The sequence below is a fragment of the Nocardia sp. NPDC127606 genome, from assembly GCF_042671725.1.
GTDB lineage: Bacteria > Actinomycetota > Actinomycetes > Mycobacteriales > Mycobacteriaceae > Nocardia.
In genome coordinates, this window is the sequence record NZ_JBHXWQ010000007.1 from 345,156 (window position 1) to 360,400 (window position 15,245).

Genomic DNA, 15,245 nt, shown 5'->3' on the forward strand with positions numbered 1-15,245 from the left:
TGTAGGTCTTGGCTAGCGCGTCCTCGGTCAGTGGGTAGAGCGGCGGTTACGGTGCCCCGCTCTGCTGCCCTGACCCGGACCAAGCGGACTTCTGCCGGCCTCAGCTCTGTTGTCCTTGGCGCGGTGAACCACACTGCCGATTCGGTCATCGGATTTCTTCGGTGATGTCGAGAGTCAGGCGGGTGCCGCTGGACTCCCGGATCGTGGTGACGACCAGGGTGCTGAGCAGGGCGATGACGAGCACGAGGACTGCGACCCATACCGGTCGCTGGTCTCCCAGCAACAGCAGGGAGGTAGCCACGACCGGGAAGAGTCCGGACACGATGGCCCCGATCTGGAACGACATCGACACCCCGGTATACCGAACGGATGTGGTGAACATTTCGCTCAAGACGGCTGCCAGGCCAGCGCCGATGGCGGGGGCGACCAAGGCGAAAGCGACGACGAACGCGACGAAAAGCCAGAACGTCGACCCCGAGTCGATGGCCCAGAACAGCGGAAAGACAAGCACAGCAACGGCGAGGGTTCCCGCCGCGTAAACCGGCCTGCGTCCCAGGCGGTCCGACAGGTGGCCGTAGATGGGATTCGTCGGGATAGCCGCGGCGAACGCGACTCCCACGGCTGTCAAAACAGTGGAGCGAGAGTGACCGACCCCCACCGCGTATGACACGCAGAAGCTGCTCACGAGAGTGACCATCAGACTCGGCGGGATCGAGACCAGGATCCCGCGCAGCAGGGCTGCGCGGTGGTCTCGGAACAGCGTGGACACAGGTCGGCGCCGAGTGCGCTGGCTGTTGTCGGCACGCTGGAGTTCTTCGAACAGCGGACTTTCGCTGATTCGTACTCGCATGTAGAGGGCGATCAGGAGCAGAGCGAAGCTGACAAGGAATGGGATGCGCCATCCCCACGACAGCAGCTGCTCGCTCGGCAGTAGCGCCACCAAAGCCATCGCTCCCATGGCTAGCGCTCCACCGCTGGGTTGACCAGCTTGACCGATCGCAGTGATCCATCCGCGTCGGGCGGGTGGTGCGTGTTCCGCGGTCATGAGGGCGGCACCACCCCACTCGCCACCGACGGCAATTCCCTGCGTCAGACGCAGCGCGATCAACATCAACGGTGCCCAGATTCCGATGTCGCTGGTGGTGGGCAATAGACCTATCAGCCCGGTGGCCAGCCCCATCAGCACCATCGTGGCGAGCAACGTGGGTTTGCGCCCGTACTTGTCGCCTAGATACCCGAACAACAGGCCTCCGAGGGGCCGACACAGGTATCCGGTGGCGAGGGTGCTGAAGGAGGCGATCGTTGCCATGGTCGGCGAGAGGTTCGAGAAGAACAGTGGGCCGAAGATGAGTGCGGCCGCCGACCCGTACAAGATGAAGTCGTAGTATTCGATCGTGTTACCCGCGAAGGTGGATGCGGTGACGCGTCGGACCTCGCCGGGAGGTGACGGATCCCCGTCGACGGCAGGACTCGCAGGGCCCTCGGCCTTGTGGCCCAGTGCCGGTCCTTCTTCGACCGTCATGTTTCTCCTAGATTTGTCACCAGTGCTGGACTGGGGTTGAAGAGTGAGAGCGCACCGCTGCATCGACGAGGGCTTCGAAGGAGCGGATGCGCTCGATCCCGGCCCGTTCGCCGTCGATGGTCATGTCCGCCCAATAGTGCTCGAGGTCGATCAGACCGGTGTAGCCCGCGACAAGGGCTGAGGTGAGTAGTTCCACCAGTTGCAGTTCGCCGGCGCCGGGTTCGACGCGTCCTGGCATGTCCGCAATTTGCAGGATCGAAAGGTGATCCCAGGCCGTCGCCAATGCGGTGAGCAGGTCGCCGTCAGTTATCGAGGCGTGCCCGGTGTCGAAAATGATGCCCACCCCGGGAGCGTCGGCTGCGTTCATCACCTCGACGGCCTCGGTGAGGTTACGCAGCAACATGTTTGGCAAGACGGTCATCGGCTCGACGGCCAGGCTGATACCGAAGTCGGCTGTCAGCCGACCCATGTCTCGCAGGTTCGCAGCGACATCCGCACGTTGCTGTTCGATGTCTGTGCGGTCGGGATCGGCGGCCACCAACACGGCCAGTGCGGGACTGCCGAGGGCATGCCCTGCTTGCGCCGCTTCTTTGATCAACCGATCGAGACGGCTGCGTCCCGAGCTGCTTCGATCGGTCCAGATGGGCGCGGTGATCTTGTCTGCGGGTACACAGACGATGCTGCTGGAGGACAGGCCGTTGTCGTCGAGTGCGCGGCCGATCTCGTCGAGTTCGCGACGATCGCGGCCCAGCGCCCATGGGTCGAAGATTCCTGCCATCCCGAGCGCGGCGGCGTTCTCGACGTGGTCGGTTGGTGTCGTGGTGCCGACGGATTCGAGAAACTGTGGTCGGAACTTCGGCGGGGCGTAACCCAGGTGGGCAGTGTAACGCTGTGTGAATGACACGGCCTGTCCTCCTGTGGATCAGCTCGGCCAGGAGCCTTCGATGACGTCGGCCAGGTGGCCCTTCTTGGGGGTGCGGTCGCCCACGATCGGAATGATCCCGCTGAGTGCGCGCACGAGACGCAGGCCGGGTTCGGTGTGCACGTCGAGGACGTAGCTTCCCTCCGCGGCAAGAGCCCGCTCGATCGCCGGAACGATCTGGTCCGGGGTCTCGACGCGTTCACCGTCGACGCCCATGCCCTTGGCCACTGCGACGAAATCAGTGGTCTGTGGGAGATCGACCCACGGATTGTCGATGCCCGATGCCTTCGCGGACGCACGATTGGCGAGAAGGCAGTGGTTGTTGTCGATGACCACGATGACCTTCAAGTTGTGCTGCGCGAGGTTGGACAGTTCCATGAAGTCGTAGTACAAGCCGCCATCACCGTGGTAGCTGACGACGGTGCGAGACGGATCGGCAAGCTTTGCGCCCATCGCGACCGGAAGGCCGGCGCCCAAGGACATATAACGACCACCGGTCGCCATCGGGGTCACCGTCTTGTACTCGAACGCTCGGTACATGCCGAAGGCATTTCCACCGGAGTCCGCGACCACCAGGGTGTCCTCGGGAAGGTGATCTGAGAGTGTCTTGATCAGGAAGTACTGGTTGATCGGCACTTCGGTGCCGTCGTACCAGGAATTCATCTCGGTCTGCCATTCGGCTTTGATCCCGGCGGTCTCGTCACGCCACGGCGAGATATCGGCTTGTGACTGGCCGTTCGAGGTAGGGCCGCTGGACAGTGCCTGCTTGGCCGAATCGAGCAGCTGGGAGAGGAATTCTTTTGCGTCGGCCACCATACCGAGGGTCGGCTGGAAGATCTTGGCGATTTCACGCTGATCCACGTCGACGTGAACAATGGTGTCCGGCTTCTTCAGCGACCATGAGCCGGTGGACATCTGGGAGAACGAGGTGCCGATAGCCAGCCAGAAGTCCGAGCGCTGAAGGGTGTCGTTCGCGCTTCGCCAGCCGAAGTTACCCGATGGCCCGGCATAGAGCGGATGAGCATCGGGGAGCAGGCCGCGACCGCCCCACGAGGTAGAGACGACCGGCACTCCGAGCAGTTCGGCGAGTTCGCGCAATTCCGCTGCCGCGTCGGAGATATGTACACCTGCGCCTACATAGAGCACCGGTCGTTCTGCCTGGAGGAGCAGTTCGAGTGTTTTCGCCACGTCGTCGGCGCGGGCAGCCGGTGGGCGGGGAAGCTCGAGTTCCTCGACCCTCATGTTGGTCGTCTGGTACATCGCGGTCTGTGCGAGATCGAGCACCGAGGGACCGAAGCGTCCGGTGCTGGCCTCCTTGACCGCCTGCCGGACGATGACTGGCAGGTCACCGGCATCGGGGACCTTTTTGATGTACTTAGAGATGGGTTTCAGCGAGGAGTACACCTCCACTGCGTCCTGCAGCGGGTCCCGAGCCTCGTAGGCAGGGGGATTGTTCATCACCATCATCATGAACGGGGTGCCATCGAGCTTCGATGCGTAGACCGCGGGGGCGACGTGGAGTGCGCCGACCGCCCAGCTGACCACAGCAGACGCAGCGCGGCGCTTGACCCGGTTGTAGCCATAGGACATCCATGCAGCGGTCAGTTCCGTGCGACCGCCGAACTCGGCGAGCTTGTTGTTCGTGAACAGGCTGCGCGCCAACGCCGGGACCGAGCCGCCGGTGTAGCCGAAGATTATCTCGACTCCTGACGCGACGAGGGCATCGGCGATGGCTTCGGAGCCCTCCCGCCGGATCTCGCTGGGCGGTGTGTCCGCCGCGCCGGGAACCTCGTCGAGTTCGACATGGTCTTCGATGGATTGATCAATAGACATCAGTAAAGCTCCGTTTCTCTGTAGTAAGTCAGTCGAAGAACTCGACCAGACGTTCCCCGACCATGACTGCGGTCGCGTTGGGTCCCCTGGAGGGAATCTTCGGAAAGATCGAGGTGTCCGCCACGCGCAGCCCGTCGATGCCGTACACCTTCCCGTGCTGGTCCACGACCGCACCGCCGTCCGGATCCAGCCCCATGCGGCACGTGCTGGAGGCATGGCCGACGGCGAAGATGTTGCGGCGCGCCCACTCGTCGATAGCCCGGTCGGTGGCGAGATCGTCGGTGGACAGGTTGGTCGTGCGCCCGCCGATGGCGCGCATCGCGGCGCTGTTGTAGATCTCGGCAGTCACCCGGATGGCCTCACGTAGACGCCGGCGGTCGCTTTCAACGGACAGAAGGTTGTAATTGATCTTGGGCAGCTTGGCCGGGTCGGCGGAGTCGAGGGTGACCGTGCCTCGACTGTCTTGTTGCTGCAGCCCGATAACCGTGAATGGCCGCCGCAGGTTCAGGGCTTGATCGACCACGAATTTCGTCGAGGTCTTCCGGAGCGCACCCAGCGCCTGCTTCGGATTCTTTGCCATGCTGGTCACCCGCATCATGTCCCCCGAAGAGATGACGAAGGGCAGGATCTCCAGATCGTCGCTGTGGTCGGAGTTTTCGGCGGTCCAGTTCAGTGCGCTGGTGACCACACCGCGGCCGGGGCTTTGGGTGCACTTGCCGTCGAACTCCCACTTCACACTGAGCTCCGGGTGATCGGTCAAATTCTGGCCGACGCCGGGAAGGTTGTGCAGGACCTCGATTCCGTGATCACGAAGGTGATCTGCTGGTCCGATGCCGGAGAGCATCAGCAGCTGCGGTGACCGAAGAGCACCCGCCGAGAGCACGACTTCGGCTCCGCGGAAGACCTCACGATTTCCATTTACATCGACTTCTACTCCGGTGCAACGGTTTCCGGAGATCAGAACGCGGCGAGCGACGGCGTTCCCGACGATGTGCAGGTTCGGTCGCCCGGTTGCGGGGAGTAGATAGGCGATGCCCGTGCTCTGTCGGACACCATTCCACACGTTCAAGGGAACGGGTCCGACCCCGCCTTGGCTGTCGCCGTTCTTGTCGCGCTCCTCGGTGAATCCGAGACCTGTGCAGGCGTCGGTGAAGGCGCCGGTGAATTCCGGCGCCCGATCGGCCGTTTCGCGGCGTACGTGGATCGGACCGTCGCTGCCGTGCAGATCGTTCTGGAAGTCGTGGTCGGTCTCGCTTCGAAGGTAATAGGGCAGCACTTTCTGGTAGGACCACTCGTCATTGCCTGCCTTCACCCAGTCGTCGAAGTTCGACCGAGGTGCCCGCTCGAAGTAGCCGCCGTTGATGGCACTCGAGCCGCCCATACCCTTGCCGCGGGCAACGGGGACCGCAACCCCGGGGATCAGCGTTCCTAGAAGACTCCACGAGCTGGGATTACCTGGCATCGACGTCGACATGTTCGACGGGTCCAGCAAGGCTTCGGGCATTTGATCCTGCTGGTCGTACACATTGCCGGCTTCGATGAGCAGCACGGAGCGGCTCGCCTTCTCGCTCAGGCGAGCGGCGAGGACTGCTCCCGTCGATCCTGATCCGACGACGATGACGTCGTACTCCACTGGTCTCTCCTCATCGTTGAGTGATGGTGATCACAAAGTAGCGATGATTTGACTATCAGTCAATTATTTTTGACTGATAGTCAAACTCGTTGCGGTGCGGATTTGCGCCGCGATTATCAAGCGGCGGTGTTGATTTCGGAATCTGTGAGTGCTGTAGCTGGATGCTCAAAGGCATCGGTGGCCGGCTCTTGGAGGCGGCCCTGGGTGTTACGGGCGGCGCGGGGTGGTGACCAAGGTCGGTACCGCGGCGATTCGGCTCAGGGTGGCGAGTTCGACCTCGGGTGCGTAGCGATTGCCCGCGCTGGCTCGGACCGCGCCGATGAGGGCCTGGACACACATGTCCGTGACTGCATCGAGGTCGAGGTCGCGATGGAGGGCCCAGTCGAGCGTCATGTTGTCGAGATATCCCATCCACCCGTGCAGGGCTGCGCGGAGCTGAGCGGGCGGGTTGACGGGGCAGCCGAGGCTCAACTGCAACTCTGCCAACGCCTCTCCGCGCGCACCGAGGACTATGTCGTAGACCTCGCGGTCCGCGTGTCCGGTCCGCATCAGCGTCGTGAAGCGATGCGGGTGCTCGGCGACGTACTCGAAGTGTCGTCGAACGAATCCGTGGATCCGTTCGACAGCATCTTGCTCATCCTCACGGGGGCGCTCGTACTCGAGCAGTTCGTTCCATGCCTGGCGAACCGCTTCGGCGAACAGGCCCCGCTTCCCTCCGAAGTAGTAGGAGATGAGGCCATGAGCGACGCCGGCATGATCACATACGTCGTCGACGGAGATGTCCTCGTAGGCGCGGGTCGCAAAGAGCTCGAGAGCGGTATCCAGAATCTGTTGCCGCCGAGCTGAATCCCGGCGCGCGCGTTCCCTGTTAGGGGCCATGGTCTGAGACTAGCTCCGCTCTGGGCCGGGGGAAGCTCGCGGCGCATGAGGCGCCATCTCGTCACCTCCTGTGATAAGTGATGTGCGTCAGGTCACTCTATGTCAGAGACGCTGATAAGCCAAGAGGTCTAACCGAAATCTTTGAGCCGCCGGACTGATGTCATTCTGCCCACCAGCTGGAGGCCCGGGGCTACCGTCGTGTATCAGAAGGACTGACATGGCGAGGTGCGGAGGTGGCCGTTGTCCGGTAACAACTCGGGTCCGCGGAGATCAGTGCTCGAGAAGGCGACCAGCATTCTCGACGCCTTCGCGGGGAATCGGGTGTCGATGTCGCTTTCGGATCTCGCCCGTGCGACGGGGTTGCCTGCGAGCACCGTGCATCGGTTGGGTGGCGAGTTGGTCGCTTGGGGCGGTCTCGAGCGAACGGAGGACGGCGGGTATGCGGTCGGACTCCGACTGTGGGAGATCTCGACGCGGTCGTGGTACAGCCACGGCCTGCGAGAAGTTTCCATGCCGTACCTGCGGGACTTATTCGACCTCACTCGCCAGCATGTCCAGCTTGCTGTGATCGACGGCAACGATGTGTTGCTGATCGAGAAGATCTCCGATCCGCGAGCGGTCGGCACCGTAGGTAAGCCCGGTGGCCGCCTGCCGCTGCATGCGACCGCAATCGGAAAGGCGCTATTGGCTGCCTCCGATCTGGACGTCCAGGCGAACATCCTCGGCCGCCCCTTGGTCGCTTACACCCCTAATACGGTGACGGCGGCCCGTATTCTCTCGCGAGAGGTGGCCCAAGCACGTGACCGCGGCTTCGCGCTGTCGTCCGAGGAGTTGACGGAAGGCGTCGTTTCCTGCGCTGCGGCCGTCGTTGGGCTGGGGGCTGTGTCGGCGGCTGCAATCTCGGTGGTTATGCCGGCGAACAGTGGTCCGCCGCGCCGGTGGGCGCACTCGGTGACTACTGCCGCGGCTGCCATCGGGCGGGCCTTGTCGCAGAAGAAGGGCTCTGCCGCCATCGGCCCTCAACGGACCGGTGTTCAAGGGTCTCGTGTGTGTGGGGGAGTGGGCGCCGCAGCGTGGGAACCGACAACGGGGTCACAGAGTCTCTGATATAACTTTCCGCTGAGCGGAAAGGAACGAGATGTGAGCTAGCGCATACTGCACCCTGGTCTGCGGGTCCCGCGCTCGCCGAGATTCCCATCCGACCCGGCCACAGCGGTGACCTGCTAGGAGCCATCCATCACGCTGGCCGAGCCGCCGCCCCACGGCGCTCGGTCGCCGTGAACGGATGGATTGCTGGTTCAGAACCGCCGTTCTGTACCGCGGTGAACGGTCTTCGCGCGACTCTCCGCGTCGGCGGCTATCTCCGGGCTTGCCCATCCACTGCCTGCCTATGCGCGCCGTACCCCTATCAATCCGGAACTGCTGGAGGAATCCATGAACGAACTGAGGTTTGACGGCCGAGTCGCTATCGTGACCGGGGCGGGAGGTAATCCCGGTTTGGGACGTTCCTATGCGCTGCTGCTGGCGTCGCGAGGTGCGAAAGTCGTTGTCAACGACCTCGGTGTGGGACCGGATGGACGCGGTGCCCTCGGTTCGGGCCCCGACCAAGTAGTAGACGAAATCCGGGCCGCGGGTGGCGACGCCGTCGTCAACACCGATAGCGTGGCGGACCGCGACGGCGCCGGACGGGTTGTCCAGTGCGCCCTGGACACCTGGGGCAGGCTCGACATCGTGGTCAACAACGCCGGGATCGCACCATTCGCCTTGTTCGACGAAATCTCCGATTCCGACATCGAACGTGTGGTGGGAGTCCACCTCATGGGCCACATCTGGATGTGCCGGGCCGCATGGCCGCACATGAAGGCGAACGGCTACGGACGCCTGGTCAATGTGAGCTCATCCATCGCGGTGAAGGGCATGCCCTATCAATCGGCATACAGTGCCGCGAAGTTGGGCGTGGTCGGGCTGACTCGTGCCCTCGCCGCGGAAGGCCAAGCCCATGGGATCGGCGTGAACGCGATCATGCCCAATGCCGACACCCTCGCGTGGCAGACCATGCTTTCGGACGAATTCAGCAGTCGGGCACGCCGCAACGGTGCCGTCCCCGAAGCCGCTGCACCGGTCGCTGCGTGGCTCGCGCACGAGGACTGCACCTTCTCCGGGAAGATCCTGCACACCGAATCGGGCGGCGTGAAAGAAGTGTTCTTCTCGATGACCGATGGCACTGCACCGGATTCCGAACTCGACCTCGAAACGGTCGCCCGGAAAATCGGTTCGATCACCGATCGGACCGATGCCGTGTCGGTGCCCGATCCTGACCGGACCGCGGCACAGTCGCTGACGCCCAAACCCTACAGCGACACTGTCCGTTCCTGACAGACCGTTGCCGTGTCTGCACGCACGGTGATTCAGGTACGGCACCGCAACGGCGTTACCGCTCGAATTTCCACACCGGCGGACCGAACTGCTCGACACCGCCAAGATCCAGGAGAGAATCGTGACAGATATATCCACCGAGTCGGCACAGCTTGCTACGACACCGACCCCGCCCGATTACATGCGAGCGGCGCGGTACCACCGAGTGGGGGACCCCTTCCGGATCGACGTCGTGGAAACACCCCGGCCGCGGCCGACCGACGTCCTGGTGCAGGTCAAAGCCTGCGGGCTCGTTCCCAACACGAGCAACTCGTTGAATCCGCCACCGATGGTCCAGGCCCCTCCCTTGCCCGCTATCTACGGTCTCGACCCAGCGGGAATTGTTGTGGAGGTCGGCTCGCAGGTGTATGGAGTCGAGGTCGGAGACCGGGTCTATGTCAACCCCCTGCGCTACTGCGGTAGTTGTACGCATTGTCGGAAAGGCAACGTCCTCGCGTGCGACTACGCGACTTTGAACGGATATTTCGGCACCGGACCCAAGTCGGCGCGGATGCTGCGGGACTATCCACACGGCGGATATGCCGAGTACATGGTCGCACCGCAGTACAGCCTCGTCGCGCTGCCCGATCAGGTCAGCTTCGAAACCGCCGCCCGCTGGGGATATCTCGGCACCGCATACAGTGGTCTGCGCCGAGCAGGTGTCAACATGAGCACAACCGTGCTGATCAACGGGCTGTCGGGCACGCTCGGACTGGGTGCAACTATCTTTGCCCTCGCTCTGGGCGCGCCCATGATTCTCGGCGTTGGCCGCAATGCCGAGCGCCTCGAACGGGTCAAGGCTCTGGCTCCTGATCGGATTCATGTGCACGCGACCACAGACCCCGGCTCGATCGAGAGCTGGGTACGCGAGATGACTGACGGCATCGGCGCCGACGTCGTACTCGACGCCCTTCCCGCAGGCAGTCCCGTCGCGGTGTACAGCGCGGCGGCTGCTGCCCTGGCGCGGGGAGGGACACATGTGAACATCGGCGGAATCCTCGAGGACGTCACGGTGAGCCCGCCGCGCATCATGACCAGCAACCAGACGCACCTCGGCTCGTTCTGGTTCACCACCTCTGAAGGCCAGGAGATGGCAAACCTTGCGGCGAGCGGCATCGTCGACCTCAGTGTTCTAGAACACGAGATCTACGGCCTCGAGGATCTCGACACCGCAATGGCCGCCCTCGCCGCCGGCGAGCGGGACGGAGGATTTTCGAATTTCGTGATCTCGCCGGATGCGAATCGATCACGACGCTGACACGTGTCTGAAGCAGGGTCGGCCTGAGATGTAACGAGATATGGCTGCTCGGACTCGAATCCAGTTATTTGACATCACGGACACAGAGTCCGCATCCAGATTCACCTGTGTAGGCGACCACGGAATTACCACAAATCGCATAGGAGGAACCGATGCGTCCATCAGCCCCGAGCTGGTCAAAATTTCTCAGTTCCATCAAGGGCGTAGTGATTGCGGAATCAGATTCAGGCTATGGCGAAGCACGGGCAATCTGGAACGGCGATGTAAAGCGTCGACCCATCGCAATTGTTCAGGTAGCTGACGTCGAGGATGTCGTGAGTACCATCCGGTACGCACGCGACGCCGAACTGCCTCTCGCCGTGCGGGGTGGTGGCCACAGTTATCCAGGACACTCGACCTGCGATGACGGGTTGGTGCTCGACTTGTCCCGGATGCGCCACGTCGAACTCGACCCTGCGACCGGATACGTCAACGCGCAAGGTGGCGCGTTGCTCGGCAGTGTGGATAACGTTACGGTGCCGAATGGGTTGGTGACTCCTGCCGGCATCGTATCCCACACGGGTTTGGGCGGGCTCGCGCTCGGCGGCGGAATCGGGTATACAACACGCTCATTCGGTCTCACGTGCGATCAGTTCGTTCGGCTTCGCCTGGTCACCGCAGATGGGGATGCGCTCTGGGTGAGCAACACCGAAAACCCGGATCTGTTCTGGGCGCTTCGCGGTGGTGGAGGAAATTTCGGGGTTGTCACAGACTTCACGCTACGAACCCACGAACTCGGCCCCGTCTACTCCGGTCGGCTATTTTACAGAATGTCGGAAGCGGTCGACGTCATCGTCGGCGTTTCCGAGATTATGAAGCACGCTCCACGAGAAACAAGCGTAACGTTCAGCCTCGGGATCAACCCGGCATCGACCCCCTTGGGGGACAGCAGGATGGGTGAACGACTACTTTCCATCAACGTGGTACACCGCGGGCATCCTGACGACGACATCGTTCGGGAAATTCGTTCATTCCGAAAAGCTCTCTTCGACAACATCGAGCCTCGAGACTTCCTGTCGGTCCAGAGCTACTACGATAAGGTCTCCGACCGGGGGTTCGGATGGTACATGAAGTCCGGACATACCCGGGAACTGTCTCGGGGATTCGCAGAGCGGATGGTTGAATCCTGTCTGGAGTACCGAAAGGTTGCGTCGCCGTCTGTACCCAAAGAAGTCTATGCGATTCAATCTCTCGGCGGCGCTGCAAGTGATGTTCCCGAGGATGCTTCGGCCTATAGTGGACGAGCGGCGCAGTGGCACTGCGCTATCGAGGTAGGGTTCACCACGAACGACGAGCGTGACCGTATTGTCGACTGGACGAAGGAAACATGGTCCGAGACGCAAAAGCATCTCGACATGAAGACTTCGTATGTCAATTTGAGCTTTGATGAGGGAAGTTTGGATGATGTCTATGGAGCGGAAAAACTCCAGTGCCTCCAGAAACTCAAGGGTATTTACGATCCGGAGAATCTTTTCAGGTTCAATACGAACATCGAGCCTCTGAGGTAATTATCTATTGTCTGTGTGCCGACACTCGACGCACAGGCGAGTATCCGGCGTCCGGCAGATTTTGAACGGTGGTCCTTCTTGCGTCCAGGAACCGGTACCGCGGAGTGGCGTTCGGCGACGGTTAGCCCGGATGTGTGGTCAATTCGCAGGACGGATCGTTCGCTAAGATGGGAGAATCCAATGTCAGAAGACCTCCGAGGTTCAGTCGCGTTGATTACGGGGGCAGCGCGCGGGCAAGGCCGCAGCCATGCAATCCGTCTCGCACAGGCGGGGGCCAATGTGATTGCCATCGATATATGCCGCGACATCAAGTCGTTGCCATATGGACTAGCAACACGGGACGATCTGCAGGAAACCGTGGACGCGATCGAATCTGCCGGAGGTACAGCTTCGTCCTATGTGGCCGACGTCCGTGACTTCGAGCAGATAAAAAACGTGGTGCACGACGTGCTCGAAAAGTTCGGCACGGTCGATGTTGTCGTTGCGAACGCCGGCATCGCGCCGCTCTCAGAGGATATGTCGATGGACCAGTGGCGAGATGTCATCGACGTAAATCTATCTGGTGTTTTTCACACCGTCTATGCCTGTGGTGAAGCTTTGAAGCGACAGGCTCGCGGTTCGGTGATATTGACGGGTTCGGTGAGCGCGATGTCAGGATTCGTCGGACAGACACCAGGGGGATTCGGTTACACCGCCTCCAAGCATGCGGTCCTCGGACTGATGCGGGCTTTTGCATTGGAATGGGGGCCCTGCGGGGTGAGGGTGAATGCGGTGCTTCCGGGTGGGGTTGCGACACCGATGGTCGTGCACAACGAGATGGAAGGATTCCTGTCTCGAATTCCCCAGGCGAGGCGCAGGCCGCCCGTGATGCCCGTTCCGATCATCGATCCAAAGGATATCTCGGCTGCGGTTGTGTGGCTGGCGTCTGAAGAATCTCGATACGTCAATGGTGTGGCGCTTCCTGTCGACGGAGGCGCTTTGATTCGCTGAATACGCGGTTCAGTGCGCGTTCTCGTTTCGAGCGGGCTGCATGGATGGCGGGACCCCTGCGCTGATCACCGCGGGCCCACGCTGCGGATTGCCCGATGATGGCGGCCGCGCTCGGCGCGAGCGCGGTGCCGAACCTGGTCGGGGCCCACCGCGACGCAACCCCGATCAGGTCCTGGACAAAGGCGACTCCTGTGCCACGAACCAAGAGTATGCCGAAGCCAACAGATCGAGTGGTGTCCCGCGGTCGGATCAGTCACCGATCGGGAACGCCGCGGACGTGCCGGTGGATGCCTGCCTGGGCTCAACTCCGATGCGCGCCAGGGGCGCAACGTGGGTATCGGGCGTCCGAAACGCCAAACACGGGCGCGCTGTAGCGCTTCGAAACGACAGGCTCGCTACCACCTATCGGGCCGGGTGGTAGGGACGAGTTGACATCGATTTTCGGTCTGAAATCCCTATGCGAACCCGCTTGTCGGTACTATAGTGAGATCGTGAGTACCCGTATAAGTTTCATACGGGCTGGCGTCAGTGTCGACCAACCAGTGAGGATCAGATGAGCCAGGCAGTGATCGAGTTCGACGTACCAGTACCCATGCGCGATGGTGTTGTTCTCAGGGCAGACGTCTACCGCCCTTCGGGTGAGGGCCCATGGCCGGTTTTGGTGCAGCGCATACCCTATGGCAAGGCGTTAGGAGTGGCGGCCTCGACGTTGGACACGCTCAGAGCCGTGCAGGGTGGATACATCGTCGTGCAGCAGGACACGCGAGGCCGGTTCGCGTCCGAGGGCGAATGGCTGCCGTTGACTAACGAGCACGCTGACGGCTATGACACCATCGAGTGGGCCGCGAAACTACCCGGCAGTAATGGCAAAGTCGGAATGTTCGGTGGCAGCTACGCCGGCAATACCCAGTGGTCCGCAGCAGTTACCCAGCCGCCTCATCTGAAGGTGATCGCACCGCAAATTACGTGGAGTGAGCCCACCGACGGGATCTTCTTCCGGGGCGGAGCGATCGAGCACGGGCTGAATGTATTTTGGTCACTGTTGCAGTCGGTGGCCCAGTACTCGAAGGTAGTCGCCGATCCTGGGGAGTTGTACGCCAAGCTGGGCGGCACGATTCGCGATATTGATCGGCTGGCAGAGGAGACATACTGGGAGCTTCCCTCCGGTGCGGCGCCGGCATTGATGCGCACGGAGTTGCCCGATCTCGGTGCGCAGCGTGGTCTCCGTGATCCCGACTCGATGGCGACGGCCCGGGTCGCGGGCCGGCACGGCGACGTTACGGTCCCGTCCTTGAATATCACCGGCTGGCACGACGTGTTCATGCAGGGGGCGATCGACAATTACATCGCCGCGCGTGCCCAGGGCCACACGACGCGCCTGATCGTCGGGCCGTGGGAACACGTCAGTTTTGCCAGCCTCACGCCGGGTCGGGTAGGTGCGGTGAACTACGGGCTGGCCTCGTTGGCGCCTCCTGAGGGTGACGGGACCATGACCGGTGTGCAGTTGGACTGGTTCGACCGATTCCTGCCTGACCGACCTGCCGACAAGGAACCCGCATCGGGCGTAGAAATCTTCGTCATGGGGATCAACCAGTGGCGGCACGAACCGCAATGGCCGCTGGAACGTGCGCGTGACACCGCGTTCTTCCTCCATCCCGGAGGTCATCTGTCGACTTCGGCTCCGGCCGGCGAAGCGTCCGGTTCGACTTACGTGTACGACCCTGCAGATCCCGTTTCGACTACGGGTGGGCCGTTGGTCATGGCGAGTGACTTTCCGGCTGGTCCCCAGGATCAGCACGCAGTGGAGTCTCGCGATGATGTTCTGGTATTCACTAGTGACCCACTCGCTGAGGATCTCGAGATCACAGGCCGCGTGACCGCCAACTTGTTCGCCGCCACCGACGGACCATCGACTGACTGGGTAGTTCGGCTGTGTGATGTCGACGAAAAGGGAACCTCGCTCAACATCGTCGACGGGATCAAGCGAGTTCACACCGAGAGCGGTCGCGTCGACGAGCATGAAATCGACCTGTGGTCGACCAGCATCGTGATCAAGGCCGGGCACCGGCTTCGGGTGCAGGTCACCTCCAGCAACTTCCCGCGCTGGGACCGCAACCTCAACACCGGCGAAGACCCGCTCGTGGCCACCGAGCACCGCGCTGCGCACCAAAAGATCTTCCACGACGACGCACGACCCTCCCGGTTGATTCTCCCGGTGATCCCGGCACAGTGATGTCTAGCCCGCG

At 62.2% G+C, this 15,245-nt stretch carries 11 protein-coding genes; 6 read left to right on the forward strand and 5 right to left on the reverse strand.

Features of this window, described 5'->3' with window-relative positions; genetic code table 11:
* Positions 1 to 145 precede the first annotated feature (145 nt).
* From ACFVJ5_RS27895 to ACFVJ5_RS27915, 5 genes are all read right to left on the reverse strand, one after another.
* A complete protein-coding gene (locus ACFVJ5_RS27895) occupies positions 146 to 1,522 on the reverse strand; it encodes an MFS transporter (RefSeq protein WP_379224497.1) in 1,377 nt (458 codons plus the stop codon).
* Between the two features lie 16 nt (positions 1,523 to 1,538).
* Positions 1,539 to 2,426 carry a sugar phosphate isomerase/epimerase family protein gene (locus tag ACFVJ5_RS27900; RefSeq protein ID WP_379224499.1) on the reverse strand — a complete coding sequence of 296 codons (888 nt, stop codon included), beginning with the start codon at positions 2,424 to 2,426 and terminating at the stop codon, positions 1,539 to 1,541.
* A gap of 18 nt (positions 2,427 to 2,444) precedes the next feature.
* Positions 2,445 to 4,277, reverse strand: a complete 1,833-nt coding sequence (locus tag ACFVJ5_RS27905; protein WP_379224501.1) for a thiamine pyrophosphate-binding protein — start codon at positions 4,275 to 4,277, stop codon at positions 2,445 to 2,447.
* Between the two features lie 28 nt (positions 4,278 to 4,305).
* Positions 4,306 to 5,910 carry a mycofactocin system GMC family oxidoreductase MftG gene (mftG, locus tag ACFVJ5_RS27910; protein WP_379224503.1) on the reverse strand — a complete coding sequence of 535 codons (1,605 nt, stop codon included), beginning with the start codon at positions 5,908 to 5,910 and terminating at the stop codon, positions 4,306 to 4,308.
* 207 nt (positions 5,911 to 6,117) lie between these two features.
* Positions 6,118 to 6,789 carry a TetR/AcrR family transcriptional regulator gene (locus ACFVJ5_RS27915; RefSeq protein ID WP_379224505.1) on the reverse strand — a complete coding sequence of 224 codons (672 nt, stop codon included), beginning with the start codon at positions 6,787 to 6,789 and terminating at the stop codon, positions 6,118 to 6,120.
* Between the two features lie 273 nt (positions 6,790 to 7,062).
* Between ACFVJ5_RS27915 and ACFVJ5_RS27920 the strand changes: the two genes are divergently transcribed.
* From ACFVJ5_RS27920 to ACFVJ5_RS27945, 6 genes are all read left to right on the forward strand, one after another.
* Complete coding sequence (locus ACFVJ5_RS27920; RefSeq protein WP_379224507.1) at positions 7,063 to 7,896, forward strand: IclR family transcriptional regulator; 834 nt, start codon at positions 7,063 to 7,065, stop codon at positions 7,894 to 7,896.
* 327 nt (positions 7,897 to 8,223) lie between these two features.
* Positions 8,224 to 9,165 (forward strand): SDR family NAD(P)-dependent oxidoreductase, encoded by a 942-nt coding sequence (locus ACFVJ5_RS27925; protein WP_379224509.1) that lies wholly within the window; start codon positions 8,224 to 8,226, stop codon positions 9,163 to 9,165.
* Positions 9,166 to 9,346: 181 nt separating this feature from the next.
* Entirely contained in the window at positions 9,347 to 10,462 is a 1,116-nt protein-coding gene (locus ACFVJ5_RS27930; protein ID WP_379224511.1) for an alcohol dehydrogenase catalytic domain-containing protein, read from the forward strand.
* A 152-nt stretch (positions 10,463 to 10,614) separates the two neighbouring features.
* Positions 10,615 to 12,009: an FAD-binding oxidoreductase gene (locus tag ACFVJ5_RS27935; RefSeq protein ID WP_379224513.1), complete on the forward strand. Its 1,395-nt coding sequence runs from the start codon at positions 10,615 to 10,617 to the stop codon at positions 12,007 to 12,009.
* Between the two features lie 180 nt (positions 12,010 to 12,189).
* Positions 12,190 to 12,999 carry a mycofactocin-coupled SDR family oxidoreductase gene (locus ACFVJ5_RS27940; protein ID WP_379224515.1) on the forward strand — a complete coding sequence of 270 codons (810 nt, stop codon included), beginning with the start codon at positions 12,190 to 12,192 and terminating at the stop codon, positions 12,997 to 12,999.
* 553 nt (positions 13,000 to 13,552) lie between these two features.
* Positions 13,553 to 15,232 (forward strand): CocE/NonD family hydrolase, encoded by a 1,680-nt coding sequence (locus tag ACFVJ5_RS27945; protein WP_379224517.1) that lies wholly within the window; start codon positions 13,553 to 13,555, stop codon positions 15,230 to 15,232.
* The last annotated feature ends 13 nt before the right edge of the window (positions 15,233 to 15,245 follow it).